Raw genomic sequence first — 17,306 nt, 5'->3', positions numbered from 1 at the left:
GTCAACAGACCCTAGGTATCTTGGCAAAATTTGCTCCCTTCACGAAAAGGGTTATGGAAGAAACTGTTGATGGAGACGTGAGCTGAATAGGAAAGCTGCCTGCATTATTAGGATCTGGAGTAATGGAGGTAATACTGCTTTTAATTTGAAGCGTGGAGGAGCGGGTCGAGTTACTCAACTCTCCGCTGCAAGCCTGCCACTCTATGTATAGCGGAAAACTTACACTACCGTGAGATGTCCAAATTGTAAGTGGCAGTTCTTTTCTTATTCCAGGTACAGTTTTCGATAACAATGACGGGTCAATGATTGCGGAAATTCCTGCCATGTCCGGCAATACTTCAATAGAAGTACTTTCCGCCCCTCCATAAAAAATCTTTGGGTTGCGCCAAAGATCCATTCCGTAAATCAGCAGTGTGAGTTTTTTATTGGAAGAGTTTTGGCATAACTGAATCGTGTGCGGCTCCACCCTATCTATCCGCGCCTGATGAAACCCCTGCCCGGTAAGCGTTTGAGCAAGCCGGACAGTCATTGCATCCAAGGCAGTAGCGTTGAGTTTGAATCGAACTGGCAACTCGTAATGCGCCGTTCGATTTATTTCATGTCCCCATATATTTCGATCTTTACCTTCTTCCAGAAATTCTCCCTCGCCAGAAAAATTTCCTTTCCAGCCCGTCGTTACAGAGAGGGTAGCTCTCGGCCACCAGCTCGGAACAGATATGTCGGCGCTAACTTTTTCTGTGCGCGCATTTTGGCGAAGCAACAATTTGTTTCCGCCGGGATCTAGTACTAATTTTGGACCAAATAGCCAGCCAAACTCATATTTCACATTGTTTGCCGATGATTTTTCTCCATTCTCAGGTGTTTCTTTATTAACCAGGTTAGATCTCTTCTTAAACATTCCTGTATACGGAGTGGTACCCTTCGATTTTCCATTCTCGTTTTTCATGTCCTCCTCGTAACTGCCAGCAAAGCCAAAAACTTGTGGCACACGATCTATCGCATCCGCTCGCGCTGCTGCCCGTTGGGAATAACCAGACGAACCGCCAAGGCTAATAGGAAACTTCGGCACTTGTGCTGAGATAGCCATTGCGAGGTCCAATGCATTTGCCGCACTTGCAATGGTTGATACCCGCTGGGTTCTAAGTACAGGGTCGGCGCTATAGGGATATGCCACGCCCTTTTTATCAGCCACAGATTTGGATTTCTGAGAAGCGGTCCCATATCCGGGACAGCTAGCATCTAGTAAGCCTTGACAAAAAAGATCGGGGGCACTTATGGAAATAGTTTTCTTTCGCCAAGGTTGCCATTTTATTCGCCATTCATTAACTTTCGAGCAATTTTTTGCATCAATGATATATTTATTATCGCAGGCCACCTTAAAACTATTTAGAATCCATTGAACAGCCCTGTAGGAATCTATGAATATTTCTAGTTTGTGCCTCATAGAGGCTTCTTTCGAATCATGAGTATGGCTGCGATCGTCAAGAGCAAAAACCGCTGTTTGTACCGAGGGAGCCGTGTTTACAAGTGCGTGAGCAAATACTAGAAGAACATCCAGTGTCGTTGAGTTATCGAATTTATGTGAAGGAGATGTCAGCCCCTTAAGAAAACGTAAAGAATCTTTTTCGTCCTTTGCGCGAAGCTCCTCTGCTAACTTTATAACTTCTTTGTTCTCGTCTTGATTGTATTCCAAGCCGTTTTTGTGGCCTGGCGGCACCGCAACCAGAATTTCTGACTCATCTAGCTTTACCCGAGCGACATCATATAAGCCAGTCAGAGGTCCCAATACTCTATAGCTCAAGCGCTCAATGGACCTTTTTGTCTCCTTTTTATCACTCTCGCTTACTTTTTTATTGTCGTGCTCATCATTCTCCAGATTTTCGATTGACTGGTTCATTCTGCTGGTGAGATATGCAAGCCAGGTGAAGTAGAGTAAGTCAATGTCGTCTTGAGAAAACTCGGGGGATTCGATTCTGAGACGGGCAAGGCCAAATTGGCTCTTGTTTTTGCCCGGCAGAAGCGTTGCGGTGAATTGAAGGTGATAAAGCGCGTTGCCTTCCATGTCATGTGCGTCGTCGAGGGCATTCGCGTTGATGGCTTCGCGGATGCGGGCGCGCAGAGCAAGTCGATCTTCAAATTCATCTTCCAAAGTGCCCGTCAGAAGATTACTCCTTGGAGATGCGGAAACAAGCTGGGAAAGCTTGTCTAGCATTTTGTCGATACGTTCATGAAGACTTTTTAATCTTTCATCAGACTCTTGGGTGTCTATTCCGGGTTGAACTGTGGTGGCGGTAGCGCCGGCAGGGCCGGTAGGACCCGGTCCTGTCCCCGTCTGAAGTGCTTTGAGCTGGTTTTGAAGGGTGAGTAATTGACCTTGGAGCTGGGCGACAACGATCTGTTGCTGCAAATCGGCTTGCTGGCTACTATTTTGAAAATTAAGTTTTACGGCAGGATCAAAGCTAAGTGATAAATCCGCAGCAAGCGCGGAAATCGTTTGCAAATCCCGTGCAAGGCTCGTCCCCAAGGGATCTTTACCACTGCGTTCCAACTGATCAATAAGAAATCCGCCTTCTTTTAGGCGATCATTAATCAATCGTTCGCGGGTAAATACCTGAGGTGGACTTAAGCGAATGCGTGCAGAGGTTTGTGGCGAGTCTTCATCTATCGATCCGGCATCGACTGAAAAGGGCGTGAATGATCCACATCCTGTCAATGGTAGAAAGAGCATGATGGGCGCACATTGCAAGAGAATGAGAGGCCAATCGTAACTTCCCATAAATTGGACCAGCCTTGATTTCATGTATCGCCTTTGTTATATCGCATAGCTAATGATAAACGAATGTTCGTCTTATATCGCTCATAGTAAATATCCTACTAAAAGTATCGGTCGCCCTGGTAAATCAATCGATATTGGAAATATCAATTTCGGATTTTTTTCTACCGATGTTCCGACTGGTCAGGCATTCGACTTCATGATCACCGCTATAACGCGAGGAATTCAGCCCGGATTTCACCCAGTCGATACAAGAACACCGCTCGGGCTAGCGCATTGCGTGCTTCACGCTCGACCTATAGGGCAGCTCTATGGACACCCATATAGCAAATCTTGCAGTCCTCAATGTTATCTAATTATGGGATGAGCTTATATAATGACTCTCGGAGAGATTAAAGATATTGCTACCATTCTTGGTGTTGTAATTGCTGCTGGAGCATTTATTTCCGCCGCATTGAACACGGCTCTCGCAGCGAGAACAAATCGAGCAAAGTTCTGGCTGGAGCTTCGTTCTGCATTTGCCAAACACGATGAGGTGCACCAGAAGCTCCAGCCAGGGGTGAATAGACAATTAACACAGGCTCGAAAAGTATTACAGATATCGCCTGATAAATCTCATTTCTATAGATTGGGTACGGATAGAAAAGCTATGCCGAAACCCAGATGGGTGGCAAAGATTCATAACATCGCTAAAACGAATGAAAATTGAGTACGACTGTTAGCCCTTTTCAGAATTATGCTAAACCTGTTTATTCGGCGGTATCGCCTACGGAGGTATTAATAATAAAGTCCAGCCTATCTGGCCTAATTCAGTACACCATAAAATATATTATTAAGGGATCTTAAATTTTCAGCTTGTAAAATTTAACTGAAATTTAGCAGTTTTGTTACAACATTTGCTCTTTTTTTGTCTATCCTTCAAACATAGTCTTTTGGTTTAGATTAGAGGCTTCAATCATTAATTGTTTTTTAGATTATAGGTTCAATCGGAATATGAATTACCTCTAATCTTTAGTCATCGGCAGGCATTTCTGGGGGATCAAATGTCTGACGATCAGACAGACGATATGAACGAGGCGCAGCGGAGACGGCAGACAGCATGGTTAAAGCCACCTAGCGCCGAGGTGGCGGCGGTGTTCGCTGATGCGTGGAGTCGGATCAACCAATTGGGGTGGTTTTCCACTCAGATCAAATGCGAACTGCGCGGCACCGTGCCCTCTATCGTGTGTCTGAATTCCCCGGATGCCTATACCGATCATCATGCCGACGGCAGCATCAGCCTTATCATTCATCAGGGATTAATCTTATTCACGGACGATGTAGTCAACTCGCTGTTCGCCTCAGGACGGTGGCGGGATGAACAGACGGCACTCCCGCTCGATAGCGCCAATGATCTACTGTACCGCTGCTATGCCAATTGGAAGAAGTTCTTCGACAGCAATCAGGAACGTCCACAACTTCCCACACTGAGCGATGCGGTTAGCGAGATAGCGGCAACTCACCGCGCCGCCGCGCTGTGCTTCATCGCGCTCCACGAATATGGCCATGCTGCATTACACCGGGGGCGTAAGAGTGAACCACGCGCTAAGCAGGAGGACGAGGCGGATCGATGGGGGTTCGATGCGTTACTGAAGCTTTTCTGCCACTACCCGAACGAGTTCAGCTTCGTCGTCGCCGGCGGCTTCATCGTGCCACGTCTGTTCTCGGCGCTGCAGAGCTTTGGAGTGAGCTTCCCAGAGGACTATCCGACCCCGGCAGAGCGAATACAGTCGCTGCTCGATGTACTGCGCAACGGGTTGCCCGACGAAATATGTGTGGCACTGGCGACAAGCTCCGCGATGACGCTCAGCATGAGAATGCGTGCGGCCGAGGCGGCGGTGGCAGGCGGTCCCACAAACGATGGGCTGACCGAGGCGGAATTCACCGCAATGATGACCTCGTTCCTGCTGGAGGTTGGTTGGAACAAACTCCCGCTCGATCGCCTCCTCCCTATGATGGAGAAGATCAGTTTCCCGCTCGTGTGGATGTGGAATCAGGTGGAACTGCTGGATCATCTCTACCGATCGGATCAACCGACCTTGCATGATGTGTACCATCCCTATCACGACCCAGCCACTACCGTCGTAGCGACCTGGCCGAAGTTACGTTCGATCCTACTACAGTAAAATAAGGAGATATCTATGCCTATCATTGACCTGAACGATAGACTATTCGAGTTCCTCAACAATAAAGGATATATACCTATCCGGGCGCCTGAGGGCGAAATGGAGCCACCGACCGCCTATATTCTGGACGAGGAGGATAGCCTCCAGGTCCTGCGCAGCCGCAAGAATCTGTTCCCTGGAAAGCAGAACGTACCTGGGTTGGAAGTTGTGGATACAGCGGCTGTCGATCTCGAAGAGGCCATGGTTGGCAAAGTTGAAGGCAAGGCCAGCTTTAGCCTCTTTTCGTGGGTCCTTGCTAAATTTGGGGTCGGGGGTGAGCCCGAAGCCCATGCCGGATTCGGAGCGGGCGACGGTCGCCAGTTCACATTCAAAAATGTGAGGGTGCACCGCGTCGATTCTGGGGCGGTGCTCGACGCTCTGGAGGGATATGACCCCAAAAAGCTCGGCGTGGAGTTTCTTAAGGCTAATAAGGTGTATATCGCCTACTCTTTTCTCTATTGCAGCGAACTAGAGGTGAAAACGGATGGCAATATACAGGCTGGCGGCGGCGCCAAAGCAGAGATCACAGGAGTCGGTAAAGGCGAGATCGAAGTGCAGGGTGGCATTCAGAACGGCCAAAGGCTAAGGGCAAAGGAGCCGGTTGCCTTTGCCATGCGCTTGGTCCGGTTGAAGTGGGCGGATGACAAATATGAGCTCGAATTCACTATGGGTGGGGTCAAGGCACATGGTTTCGCAGGCGTCCCTGATGGAGCGTACGTTCCGCGCATGGGGATGCTCTTTGACATCGCAGAGGGCGAGAACATCGAACCCAAATAGCCGCGGCGGGCGAATACGACACCAGCTGTGGCCCATTGCTGTTGCTCCAGGAATTACGTTCAATAGCGGTATTAATGCCTATGTCATTTATCGATCCTTCTGGGCATGCCAGAGGCGAAGGATATAAATCGTAGTGGGAGTGCGTTCATAACGTACCTCATAATCACCGACGATTACCCGCTGCACATCCCGTGAAGCAAATTCATCAAGCGGTACGCCCAACTGCGGAAACTTCAAAAGCTGTTCTGCGCCGCTCATCAGCTGTTGCACACTTGCCCCCACTGCATGAGGGTTTACAGATGCAAGAAAGGCATGGAGTCGAACCAGATCACGCTCCACGCTCGTCGTCTATTTGCGCGCCACGAGTTAAGCAGACTCATCGAGGCTTTTAGCCAGGCACTAATTGAAGCGTGATCTACGACACGTCCGGCATCAACATCGGCCAAACCATCGCGGGTGAGTTGCTCACGTTTGGCTCAAGCGCAACCCGAGAAGCCAAAGATTGTTTGACGATCCCCCTTAGACTAGGGGACCTCTCGATGTGCAATAGGGCTGAGCAACTGACGAAGGCCGCCATGATGAAGATTGATAGGGCTCATGGAAGCTGGATAGGGACAACCTGCGCGGGCCGCCAGTCCCTGCGCCTCAGGCGGTCAGGATGCCATCCTCCAGATGCAGGGTTCGCCCGGCCTTTCTGGCAAGATCGGGATCATGTGTGACAATGACAAGGCTCGCGCCAACATCATGATTGAGCTCGAGCATCAGATCGAACACTTCTCCCGCAGTTCGCCGGTCGAGATTACCCGTAGGTTCATCCGCAAGCACGCACGCTGGCCGGGTCACCAGTGCGCGCGCCACGGCAGCCCGCTGGCGCTCGCCTCCCGAAAGCTCTCCAGGAGTGTGCGTCAGCCGGTGTCCCAGACCGACCTGCTTCAGAACTCCACGGGCGCTGTCGTAGGCTTTGGCCTTGGCCGTTCGACGGATCAAAAGCGGCATGGCCACGTTTTCCAACGCGGTAAACTCAGGCAGCAGATGATGAAACTGATAAACGAAACCGAGTGACCTGTTACGCAACTCGCATCTCTCTGCTTCACCGATGTCAGCAATTTCCTGTCCCATGATGCGGATTTCGCCCCCGGTAGGAACATCGAGGCCCCCGAGCAGGTGCAGTAACGTGCTCTTTCCCGAGCCTGATGCGCCGACGATAGCGACGGTATCTCCCTTCCCTACCTTCAGGTCTATCCCCATCAGGACCGGCACTTCAATCTGGCCTTGATAATAGCTCTTTCGCAAGCTGCGGCAGGAAATGATATTGTCACTCATACCGCAGCGCCTCGGCCGGATTGATCCTCGAGCCGCGATAGCTCGGATAGAGCGTCGCCAGCAGTGTCAGCACGAAGGAAACGACAGCGACGGCGATCACGTCATCGAGCTGCAGATCGGAGGGAATTTCGCTGATATAGTAGACTTCCCTGGACAGGAACTGCACGCTGAACAAGCGCTCTATCATTGCAATGACCGCCTCCACATTGTAGGCAAGCAACACGCCGCCGATCACGCCCAATGTGGTACCGACCACTCCGATCCAGGTTCCCTGCACGATAAAGATTTTCATGATGCTGCGTGGACTCGCACCCAGCGTGCGCAATATCGCAATATCCGATTGCTTGTCCGTCACGGCCATCACCAGTGTGGAGACGATATTAAACGCGGCGACTGCAATGATCAGCGCGAGAATGAGCGAGAGCATGCGTTTCTCGATTTGTATGGCGCGAAAATAATTGGCGTGCTGACGCGTCCAGTCGCTGATATAAACGTCGCTGGAAATCAGCGGCACGAGCTCTTGCGCGACTTGCGGCGCCTTGAAAAGATCATGCAACTTGAGGCGAACGCCTGACACCTGATTTTCCATGCGATACAGCTTTTGTGCATCTGCCAGATGGATGAGCACCAGCCCGGAGTCGTATTCGAAATGTCCCGCCTCGAATACACCGGTAATGGTGAACTGTTTGAGGCGCGGTATGATGCCTGCGGGTGTCACCTGTCCCTGTGGCGAGATTAAAACGATCCTGTCACCCGTGAAAACCCCCAGCGCGCGCGCCAGCTCGCGGCCGATGACCATGCCGAACTCTCCCGGCGCGAGGTTTTCCAGTCTGCCGTCTATCATCATCCGTCCGAGATCCGCCACATGATCTTCCATGCCAGGCAGGATGCCTCGCACCGCAACGCCGCTCACGGACTGATCGAACGAAATCATTCCCTGTGCGCCGATGTAGGGTGCAGCAGCCTCCACCTCGGGATGCTTCAGTGCTTCTTCCGCAACTTTCCGCCAGTCCGTGAGCCTGCCGTCCACCCCGCTCACCTGGATATGCGCCGCGACACCGAGGATGCGGGAGCGGACTTCTTTCTGAAATCCGTTCATAACTGACATAACGGTAATGAGCGCTGTCATCCCGAGCGTAATGCCGAGCAACGAAATGAGGGAAATGAATGAGATGAAGTGATTGCGGCGCTTGGCGCGGGTGTAACGCAAACCGATGAAGAGTTCGTACGAAGACACGGATCGATATAGTCGAATAGGACGTAACCCCGAAGTTTGACATATTCTGGGCTAGGTTAACAGGAGAGCTTGAGTGTTGCGGTCAGAGACGCATCCGAGCGCCCCTACATTGCCACAGCACCAGTGCCCTGAAGGCTGATCACCCGGTCGAATTTGCTCTGCCTGCTAAAATTCCCCTCTCAGGCCAGCGACGAGCGCTCTGCCCGGCAACGGCGCGAAGTTCTTCAGGAAAGAGGTATGAACACGCATTTCTTCATCGAGCAGGTTTCTGCCCTGGAGGAAGATTCGAATGCCGTTGGAGCGCGTCTTCTTGATGCGGTAACTTACCTCCATGTTCACCATCGTATACCCGGGGGTGCTTGTCTCCAGTTCCGCCACATCGTTCTGGCGCATCACGCGGGTCGCACTTATATTCGACGTCCAGGGGCCGGTTCTATGATTGAATTCCAGACCGAAGCGTAACGGCGTGATGCGCGGCACATTGCCTCCGTTATTGAGTTTTCCCCGTACGTAATCCGCGAACAGGCGCAGATTGATTTCGTCCGGCTTCAACGTGAGAACGGTTTCTGCTTCGGCACCGTAAAATCTGGCTCCGCCCTGTGCAAAGTTCTGTACCAGAAACTCGCCCGCCAGGTCGAGCGTTCCTTCCGGGTCCACACGGTCAGGTACGCCATCTCCATTCGTATCCGCACTTCGGACGAAAATATAATTGCCGATCCAGTTATGGAATATATTGATCTTCCACGTCACCATACCGCTGGTCTTGCGCAACGCCAGATCAACATTGTTTGTGGTCTCGCTTCTCAATCCATTATTTCCGTTCTGGAAGGTGGCGGTTCCACGGTGCGCGCCATGGATATACAGTTCCTCTGTCGCGGGCGCGCGCTGACCACGAACTCCGGTCAATGACAATCCGTAGCCATCCAGGAATTTCCATAAAATCCCGGCGGAGACATTGTAGAGACCAAAGGAACGTGACGGATGACTGTCTTTGGGATTCTGGGCGGCGTACTCGCCGCGACCGCCGAGTTCCAGACGCCATCGATTCCAATTGCGTTCTTCCACCAGGAACACGCCTATCGAGTGTGAGTTGGTAACGGGTACCACGGTCTCTTCGCCCAAGGCGGAAAAATGTCGATCACGAAACTGCACGCCGAATACGCCTTTCCAGTTTGCCACAGCAGAATGCGAGAGCTCGGCGCGGCTCTCCAGCCCCCGGTTCTTGAAATGGGTCGCAACTTCGCCGGTGCTTTCGATTTCATTGTGCTTGTAGTCATTGTAACCCATGCGCACCTTGAGCTTCTCGAAACCGGCCATGGGTTTGTCCAGCTCACCCGCCAAATCATAGCGCGTCTGTTTGAGATCGATCTTCGAGCCTTCCGGGCTGGGTATGCCGTATTCGTTGTCCATTCGGGAGATTGAGCCGCCTACAAAACCTCTTTCCCCGACGTAGGAACCGCCTCCTGACAGGCCGCCGGAATTGATGGCGCTGTTCTCGACAATTCCTTTCCGGCTTCCGGGATCACTCTCATTTGCACGTCCCGGGATATGGTAATCGTCGGTTTTGCGCTTGAAACCGCCCACACTCCAGGACGCTTGGCCGATGCTGCCGCTTGCATTGAAGGCGCCGGCGCGTTCCTCGGTAGCTGTGTTGCCACGCGCTTCGATGTTGCCTTTTATCGACTTGAACAGTTGTTTTGGAATGAGCCCATTCACGACATTGACCACGCCACCCGACGCGCCGCTGCCATAGAGCAGGGTTGATGGACCACGGAGGATTTCGATCTGCGACGCGTTGAGCGATTCGGCAGTAACGGCGTGGTCCGGACTGATCGAAGAGATATCGAGCGTACCGATACCATTTTCAAGCACCCGGACGCGTGGCCCATCGAGGCCGCGAATAATGGGACGCCCGGCGCCTGGTCCGAAAAAACTCGATGTCACGCCCAGCTCATGCGAGAGGGTATCCCCCAGGCTGGCTTCGCGTTTCCTCCGCAAATCATCACCCTTCAATATAGAGACAGGCTGGGCTATATCCAGCTCAGTGCGGTCCTCAAAAGGTGTTGCGGTGACAACTACGGGATTGAGCACCTCAATTTTCTCCGCTTCTTGAGCCTGAACGGAGGCTGCATCGAGCGCAAGCAGCAACGTTGCCATTGCTAACGCAGCGTATGACCTCGGTCCTCCATGTGCACGGAGAACAGGTGCACACGCAAAATCACAATCTGTACAACTCATGTTGATTACCTGAACCTGCAGAGAAACTGGTAATCAGAGTGACGCGACTTTACCGCCGCAAAGAGGCGGCAGATATGGTCGGACGCTGATCACCCTGGATAAATATCGATTTACTGGATTACTGGATTACTGGATTACTGGATATCTGCCCGATCGATCACAAACACCTGACGATCTCGGTCAGAATCTCCTGGCGGAATACCGCCAATACCGCCGTATGGCCTTGTATAGCCTATAGGCGCTATGCTTGCGCGGGGGGGCCGCGCGTGAAGTAGGGAGTATAAGAATTGAAGAAAAGAGGCTGTGGTTTTCGATAAAGACGCGCCTGGCGTCTTGTCTGACTCGAAAATACAATTACAAGGATAGAGAAAATAACGCTGAAACCTGTCAGCGCAAGGCAGTCGAGACAAAGCCGGTCATTGTCCGCCTCGCCATCCACCTCGTCAGCCACAGGAGGGATTACACTTTCGATTGCGGCGCCCTCCACCGTTTCCAGTTCGGAAACGATGTGGCTGGAGGTGATTTCCCCGACGTGAGTCAGCGCATGCGCCGCCTGAAGGACGGGCACCCATGCTAGCGCGAGCGCCAGAACCAAGAATAATTGCTTACGCAACATTATCGACCAACCGCTATTCATCCGGCGTCTTTACTGCACCAGCAAACGATTCATCGATCAGGTACATTCGGCACACAAGCCTTTAACGGTCAGATCAACTTCCCGGGAGCGGTAACCTGCCGGCAGCTCAAAGTCATGCACAGCCTCGAAGTCATCGAGACAGACTACCTTTGTGCAACGCAAGCATTCAAAATGAGCATGTGGCTGGGAATGTTCATGAATGTTGGCACGAAAACGCCAGACTCTATCCGCACTCACCAACCGATGCACAAAACCTTTCTCATTCAGCCACTCCAGCACACGATAGAGCGTGACCCGATCAAATCGGTGTTCGCCCTTCAATCGCTCTTCAATTTCGTGATGCGTGACAGCCCGCCGTTCCGACAGTAGCATGGCAAGAATATGAATCCGTCCGGGGGTGATACGCTCCCCGCGGTGACGGATCATCTCTTCGGCTTTTTTCTGAAGATTAACCAAAAAAATGGATTTGTGGATTTGCAACAGAGTTGCATTTACTATAGCTGAAAAGGCAAGCATTTGCAATCTCGCGCGACGAAGCCGGCATGCATCATCGCATTGCCTTCACAGTGCATTGATGGCAGGACAGTTGTAACAAATAACGATGGAACCAGGACGCGTTCTTTTTTTACTGCTTGCGAGCATGCTCGCCCACATCGTTTCTGGATGTGCACCCGCTTCTGCGGTCACGACGTATAGGGGAACGCCCTCCAATTATCGGAAGCTACTGAAGGGACTCAAGCCGGGCGACCACCTGCAACTCGCGCCAGGGGATTATAAGGAGGGGTTGCCAGTCCACCATCTTCATGGAACCCCGGATGCGCGCATCACGATTAGCGGATCCAACGAAAAAAACCGGCCAGTCTTCCTGGCGCGACCGGATCACAACACCCTCAGCATCCTCAATTCCGATTATATTGTCATTCGCGATCTGGACATCGAGGGCAATAACTTACCGGTGGACGGGGTAAGATGCGAGGGGCATGCCGACTGGGCACATCACATTACCCTCGAGGGGTTACGCGTGCGCGGCCATGGCAATAATCAGCAGACCGTTGCCATCTCCACCAAATGCCCTGCCTGGAACTGGATAATACGCAACAATATCATCGAAGGCGCCGGCACGGGAATCTACCTCGGCAATTCAGATGGTCAAGCGCCGTTTGTGACAGGCTTGATCGAGCACAATCTGATCATTGGCACAATTGGCTACAACTTGCAGATCAAGCATCAAGCGCCTCGTCCAGTGCTGCCGGGAATACCGCACGGACGTAACACAACGATTATTCGCCATAATGTTTTCAGCAAGGCTAACGGCGTATCCGGGGAGTCGGCACGCCCCAACGTACTGGTCGGGCATTGGCCTCTTACCGGTCCCGGGTCAAATGATCTTTATCTCATCTATGGCAATTTCTTTTATCAGAATCCGCACGAATCATTGTTCCAGGGCGAAGGTAACATTGCCCTGTACAATAACGTGTTTGTAAATCATATGGGTGATGCAGTTCGCATCCAGCCTCACAATGACACGCCTCGATCGGTCAGCGTTTTCCACAACACCGTGTTAGCGAAGGGAGCGGGCATCAGGCTGGTCCATCGCGGATTAGGCTCAGGGTATCCCCAATTTGTCGTTTCAAATATCGTTTTCGCAGAATCGCCCGTAAACAGCGAATTCACGGGAAGCAATCTGGTTGGCAAATTCGACGAGGCCCCGAGCTATCTTGCTCGCCCGTTTGCGCCACTGGGAGAGATGAACCTCAGTCCCTTGGCGGCTGCCCTGCCCAAGGTAACAAGGAACCCGGAAGATATTCCTCGTTTTACCGTCTATCCGGACGCCGATCGGGATTTCGATGGCAGTTCATACGACATGAAAAGAATGGGCGCATACGCCCCCGAAAAAAAAGCGCCTCGGTGGCTCCCTGTACTGGAAATCAAGCCTGTACCCGCAACCCATGAGAAATCATCAACCCTTCTCTTCGACTGAACAACATTCCGGAATGCGAATCCTCGCGATCATCCTGTTACTGATTGCTTACGGATCACTATACCCCGGCAATTTTTCCGCCCCTCCCGCAGGCAGTGTTCAAAGATTTCTTACTGACTTCCACTGGTTCACTTCCCCGGGGGATGTAGTAGGCAATATCGCGCTGTTTTTTCCACTGGGCATGGCCGGTGTTATCTTTCCGCATTCCAGAACGAGCGGCAGGAACCGCGCCACCATTCTGGTTTTTCTGGCGTTCGTGTACGCATTCGCTCTTCAGTTTGCACAGATTTGGCTGCCATCCCGATCTGCAGCGTTAACCGATGTGGTGTGGAATATGGTGGGCACGATCTCAGGCATGTGGGCCGCTCACCTTGTCGGGGCACATTTCAGGAAGAATAAAGAGAAAGCAGCGTCATTCGATTATTCCTCTCTCCTTCCATTATCGATATTGGCGCTGTGGCTGCTCAGCCAATTGATACCTCTGGTCCCCTCTCTGGATTGGCAAAAATTCAAGGACGCGCTGAAGCCGCTTTTCCTCGATTTCAGCTTCTCCTTCCCGGAATTCCTTATGCAGGCAGCCGGTGTGTTTGCTGTTGCCAGCGCAATACTGGCGTTGAGCCGCCCGCTAGCCTTGTGGTTGACAGGTACGCTCACGCTGATCCTGATAGGAAAAATTGTCATCGTGAATCTGACCTTGAATGCATCGACTGCGGTCGGAATGATGACAGGTTACGCCGGGTGCCTGATAGCGCTGCGGTTTGGCCGCGCGAGGATAATCATTGAAACAGCCTTCCTGGCACTCCTCATCGCTTGGACTATTATCGGAATAACACCTTTCTCTCCCAGTCCGGGTGGCAGTTTCAATGGGATTCCGTTTGCCACCATGCTCCAGGGATCAATGGAAATTGCCGCCCGAGGATTGGCGCAATCTCTGTTTATTTATACTTCTCTGCTTTGGCTGGCGCAGAAACTGGAAATCGACCACCGCAAAGCCGTAGCCGGCCTCGTCATATGGTCGTTTCTGATCGAACTCATGCAGATGGGCCTGCTGGGCCGGACGGCAGATATTACCGAGCCTGTATTGGTGCTGCTGGTGGGCTTTGTATTGCACCTAATACAAGGAGCGAGCGCTGAACGCGAACGAGAGGCTGGAGAAATAGCTTCTTCACAGCCACTCGCCCCTGCTATTCCGAGAAAACCGGGTACAGAAATGAGTGGAGAAATAAGCGTAGAACCGAGCAATAGGAGTTTGCTTGCCCGAATCGCAGCAGGGATTGTCATATGGGTAGCGATTGCCTGGGTAATCACAAAATCTCCTTTGACCCCCTATAATGTCAGGGAATTGGTATATGAAGGACACCCTTTCCGATCCCTGCTGCTGCTAGGCCTGCTGCTGTACTGGACACTGGGTTTTCCGGTGCTGATCTTGCAATGGCTGATGCGAGGGGAGCGATATCTGCTCGCTTTTGTGCCGCTGGTCTTGCTGCACGGTCTAATCGCATGGCTGCTGGTATGGTCTGCCGTACCCACGGAGAGCATCCACGACGTGGTTGGGTCAGCTGTTCTAGGCTGGCCTTGGGAGTGGGAATTGTTGGGACGTTTCGTGGCATTGTTCAGCATATGGACTGTGGCAGCGACAGCGGGCAGTCTCATAGGTGCCTGGCGTTTTCTTCCGAATGCGAGGACAGTACTATTCGGATGGACGGCGGGCGCCTGCCTGATTATGCCTGTTGCGTATTATGTGGTCGTTCACGAAGCATCGACGGATAATCTGGTTGAGCTTATGGCAGGTAATGGCAGCATAAGCGCCTTTTGCCTGATCAGCCTGGCTATAACGATAATCACATTCGCTGGAACGAAAGCAGGGCTGGCCTTCGTTTTACGAAGGGCGGACATGATAAGGGTAGCGATATGCGTTCTCGTACCCGGCATTCTGGTCTACCTCACGCTCTACTTTGGCCTTGAACAGGTAATTGTCAAGTACGGGCAGGTTTTTTCCGCAATGCAGTTTTTGCTGAGCATGGATCGCACTCAGCTTGCAGGTCCAGGTGAGTTATTGTTTCGATACGCCGTGGTCTACTTTGGCATAGTTGTCGCAATCGCGATGGTGCAGAATCCGATATGGCAGTGGTTTACCCAGCTATTGTCTCGATCGATCAGGACTGGCGATATCATTCCTGCGGAGGGCCGCTCAGCTTGAACTCCCTGCCCCGTCTCCATTCCCGAGCGAACTGCTCACGCCTGGCAAAGTTGAGGAGCGTAGATTCTTAATGAGCCGCAGTGGCGAGATGAGCCTGTGCACCGTTATCATTTTGAAGCGAGGATTGCACGGAGATGAAGCTACACTCGAGCGACTGCGTGGTGAGATCGACCCGTAGCCCGTCACCCGGTGAGCATGGAACGAAGTTCAGACTTTCGAGCACCTGCTGGGCAGGAATATTGCGCCCCGTGGGTTTGAAATTAACCCACAAACTCTGTGGCTTTTGCCCGCGGGGCATATTTGCCAGATAATTGAAGAAAGCCTGCTCGATTAACCTCCCCTGCACCCGGCAGGAGAGCATGAAGTCTTCAACGCGTATCTCGCTCTCTTCGGTCCGCACGATACAGAATCCTACAGCGCCATAAGAACCATAGTTATCCGCGCAACGCAATACATATTTTTCTATTTCCTGGTTTGCCAGAATAGGCAGGATTTCGCTCCTCTGATACTTGCGCCCCGAGAAATTCAGTTGATTCGTGCGCTGCACGAGTTCGGACACGCGCTCCAGATCGTCATCCGTATAAAGATCGACGAAGAGCTTTATTTCGCATGCTGCCAGGAATCCGAGATAATCTGAACCAAACTGTGTCGCACTTTTCCTGCGTACGAATTCTTCGCGATAAAACCGGCTGCGTTTCCTCGCATCCTCATTGGTCGACCCCTGATAGCGCGGATTCGAAAAAAGATCGGCGATTTTCTCTGCGTTCACGCAGGTGACACCCTTCAGAGCTCGTGATACTTCTTCTAGTTCGAATGGATTGTCGTCGATGAAAGCAAAGGTATCGAGTCCTATATTGAGTTGCTCTGCTATTGCCTTGATATTTTCGCTTTTGGGAAGCCAGTTGATCTGAGGATATAGAAAATAATCCGCCATGCCCAATTCTTCCAGCCGACGCCAAGCGCTGGATTCGTCATTCTTGCTTGCGATACTGAGCAGGATTCCCCGTTCGTCGAAGAAGCGCAGCAACTCGGGTACCTTTGGCCGCAAATCAACCCCTTCATTCTCCAGCAATATCCCATCCCACATGGTATTGTCGAGATCCCACACCACGCACTTGATTTTTGGTTGACTGGAACTCTCTGCTTTTACCGTTTCAGAGCGAACAACAAAATCAGCAGTGAGAAACACGAGGCGTGCAGAGCCTTCCCCATCGGGGATAATGGCGATGTCAAACGGAAGTTCGCATTCCGTAATTCTCGAGAATTGTTCGCGCTGGAACTCATGCCGTGAATAGCCGGTCGGCAATATCACCGAAGCCCGGAACGGAGGAGGAAGCTGGCCCGAAGAAAGCTTGCTCACTCCGCTTGCAACTGACATGCTCAATTGCATCCGCACGGGAACGTTCATCGGATTGTATACTTCCAGCAGGAAAAGATTCGGCTGTTGCCTGGAATTGGAATCAGTCTTTCGATGCAGCCACCGCCCGAGACGCTCGAGGAGCGTATGCTCCAGGTAGGACCAGCGAGGATCGCGCGTGATGCGGTGGACAAAGGCACCGACGGCATTGAGCAGCGGTGCAGACAAATCGATCGTGCGTTCGGTCCACAGGGCTACACGGGAGGACAGCAGTAGTGTATTACCGCGGGCCTCGATTTTGCCCCATTTTTTGAATGAAACCTCCGCGCCGTAACCCCGCGCCGATGGAAAACGGGGATTGCGATACATCCCGTACGTCAGCCGTCGGCACCGTGTATCAGGCCGGCTCTGATAAAGATCGCAACTCGAGAAACAGCTCGGGGCTGCGCATTCCACGCAATGCTCCCCCCACATGAGCAGGGACATTTTCTCGATATCACGAACCGCTTCGTAAGACGATTGTGGCGCCAGTTTGCGATCCTCGTGCAACTGCTTTTCGTATTTATCGAATTCGAACAT

General features: G+C 52.1%; 13 protein-coding genes. 5 read left to right on the top strand and 8 right to left on the bottom strand.

Translation table 11 applies throughout. The features are described 5' to 3' along the window. Position 1: 1 nt before the first annotated feature. Positions 2–2,800 carry a hypothetical protein gene (locus tag ACZ5BW_RS01615; protein ID WP_464541883.1) on the bottom strand — a complete coding sequence of 933 codons (2,799 nt, stop codon included), beginning with the start codon at positions 2,798–2,800 and terminating at the stop codon, positions 2–4. A gap of 349 nt (positions 2,801–3,149) precedes the next feature. On the opposite strand from ACZ5BW_RS01615, the gene ACZ5BW_RS01610 reads away from it, so the two are divergent. From ACZ5BW_RS01610 to ACZ5BW_RS01600, 3 genes are all read left to right on the top strand, one after another. Further along, positions 3,150–3,482: a hypothetical protein gene (locus ACZ5BW_RS01610; RefSeq protein ID WP_464541881.1), complete on the top strand. Its 333-nt coding sequence runs from the start codon at positions 3,150–3,152 to the stop codon at positions 3,480–3,482. 334 nt (positions 3,483–3,816) lie between these two features. Next, the gene (locus tag ACZ5BW_RS01605) at positions 3,817–4,938 is read left to right on the top strand and encodes an ImmA/IrrE family metallo-endopeptidase (protein ID WP_464541879.1); all 1,122 of its coding nucleotides are present in this window, start codon (positions 3,817–3,819) and stop codon (positions 4,936–4,938) included. Positions 4,939–4,953: 15 nt separating this feature from the next. Continuing rightward, complete coding sequence (locus tag ACZ5BW_RS01600; protein ID WP_464541877.1) at positions 4,954–5,754, top strand: hypothetical protein; 801 nt, start codon at positions 4,954–4,956, stop codon at positions 5,752–5,754. 87 nt (positions 5,755–5,841) lie between these two features. On the opposite strand, the gene ACZ5BW_RS01595 is transcribed toward ACZ5BW_RS01600, so the two are convergent. The 6 genes from ACZ5BW_RS01595 to ACZ5BW_RS01570 all read right to left on the bottom strand — a co-directional run bounded on the left by ACZ5BW_RS01595 (position 5,842) and on the right by ACZ5BW_RS01570 (position 11,615). Next, positions 5,842–6,093, bottom strand: coding sequence for a type II toxin-antitoxin system RelE/ParE family toxin (locus ACZ5BW_RS01595; RefSeq protein WP_464541875.1), 252 nt, complete (start codon positions 6,091–6,093; stop codon positions 5,842–5,844). A gap of 306 nt (positions 6,094–6,399) precedes the next feature. Further along, on the bottom strand, positions 6,400–7,077 hold the full coding sequence (lolD, locus tag ACZ5BW_RS01590; protein ID WP_464541873.1) for a lipoprotein-releasing ABC transporter ATP-binding protein LolD: 678 nt from the start codon (positions 7,075–7,077) through the stop codon (positions 6,400–6,402). Continuing rightward, positions 7,070–8,314: a lipoprotein-releasing ABC transporter permease subunit gene (locus ACZ5BW_RS01585; protein ID WP_464541871.1), complete on the bottom strand. Its 1,245-nt coding sequence runs from the start codon at positions 8,312–8,314 to the stop codon at positions 7,070–7,072. The genes lolD and ACZ5BW_RS01585 overlap by 8 nt, the downstream gene beginning before the upstream one ends. Positions 8,315–8,479: 165 nt before the next feature. Continuing rightward, positions 8,480–10,471 (bottom strand): TonB-dependent receptor, encoded by a 1,992-nt coding sequence (locus ACZ5BW_RS01580; RefSeq protein WP_464541869.1) that lies wholly within the window; start codon positions 10,469–10,471, stop codon positions 8,480–8,482. Between the two features lie 322 nt (positions 10,472–10,793). After that, a complete protein-coding gene (locus ACZ5BW_RS01575; protein ID WP_464541867.1) occupies positions 10,794–11,147 on the bottom strand; it encodes a hypothetical protein in 354 nt (117 codons plus the stop codon). Positions 11,148–11,225: 78 nt separating this feature from the next. Continuing rightward, positions 11,226–11,615 (bottom strand): Fur family transcriptional regulator, encoded by a 390-nt coding sequence (locus ACZ5BW_RS01570; protein WP_464541865.1) that lies wholly within the window; start codon positions 11,613–11,615, stop codon positions 11,226–11,228. Between the two features lie 175 nt (positions 11,616–11,790). Between ACZ5BW_RS01570 and ACZ5BW_RS01565 the strand changes: the two genes are divergently transcribed. Together ACZ5BW_RS01565 and ACZ5BW_RS01560 are read left to right on the top strand one after the other, a co-directional pair. Then, entirely contained in the window at positions 11,791–13,170 is a 1,380-nt protein-coding gene (locus ACZ5BW_RS01565; RefSeq protein WP_464541863.1) for a hypothetical protein, read from the top strand. Between the two features lie 13 nt (positions 13,171–13,183). Next, positions 13,184–15,370, top strand: a complete 2,187-nt coding sequence (locus tag ACZ5BW_RS01560; RefSeq protein WP_464541861.1) for a VanZ family protein — start codon at positions 13,184–13,186, stop codon at positions 15,368–15,370. 67 nt (positions 15,371–15,437) lie between these two features. Here the strand turns inward: ACZ5BW_RS01560 and ACZ5BW_RS01555 are convergent, their stop codons facing one another. After that, entirely contained in the window at positions 15,438–17,306 is a 1,869-nt protein-coding gene (locus ACZ5BW_RS01555; RefSeq protein WP_464541859.1) for an HAD-IIIC family phosphatase, read from the bottom strand.

The sequence above is a fragment of the Nitrosospira sp. TNL300 genome, from assembly GCF_055385915.1.
Note: the sequence above shows the minus strand (reverse complement) of the source record. Positions and strands in the feature narration are given on the sequence as shown.

Bases quoted from the DNA above. Each gene is read 5' to 3' on its own strand.
- ACZ5BW_RS01570 (WP_464541865.1), bottom strand. From the start codon at position 11,615: ATGATCCGTCACCGCGGGGAGCGTATCACCCCCGGACGGATTCATATT.
- ACZ5BW_RS01555 (WP_464541859.1), bottom strand. From the start codon at position 17,306: ATGTTCGAATTCGATAAATACGAAAAGCAGTTGCACGAGGATCGCAAA.
- lolD (WP_464541873.1), bottom strand. From the start codon at position 7,077: ATGAGTGACAATATCATTTCCTGCCGCAGCTTGCGAAAGAGCTATTAT.
- ACZ5BW_RS01565 (WP_464541863.1), top strand. From the start codon at position 11,791: ATGGAACCAGGACGCGTTCTTTTTTTACTGCTTGCGAGCATGCTCGCC.
- ACZ5BW_RS01600 (WP_464541877.1), top strand. From the start codon at position 4,954: ATGCCTATCATTGACCTGAACGATAGACTATTCGAGTTCCTCAACAAT.
- ACZ5BW_RS01610 (WP_464541881.1), top strand. From the start codon at position 3,150: ATGACTCTCGGAGAGATTAAAGATATTGCTACCATTCTTGGTGTTGTA.
- ACZ5BW_RS01560 (WP_464541861.1), top strand. From the start codon at position 13,184: ATGCGAATCCTCGCGATCATCCTGTTACTGATTGCTTACGGATCACTA.
- ACZ5BW_RS01605 (WP_464541879.1), top strand. From the start codon at position 3,817: ATGTCTGACGATCAGACAGACGATATGAACGAGGCGCAGCGGAGACGG.
- ACZ5BW_RS01615 (WP_464541883.1), bottom strand. From the start codon at position 2,800: ATGAAATCAAGGCTGGTCCAATTTATGGGAAGTTACGATTGGCCTCTC.
- ACZ5BW_RS01580 (WP_464541869.1), bottom strand. From the start codon at position 10,471: ATGGCAACGTTGCTGCTTGCGCTCGATGCAGCCTCCGTTCAGGCTCAA.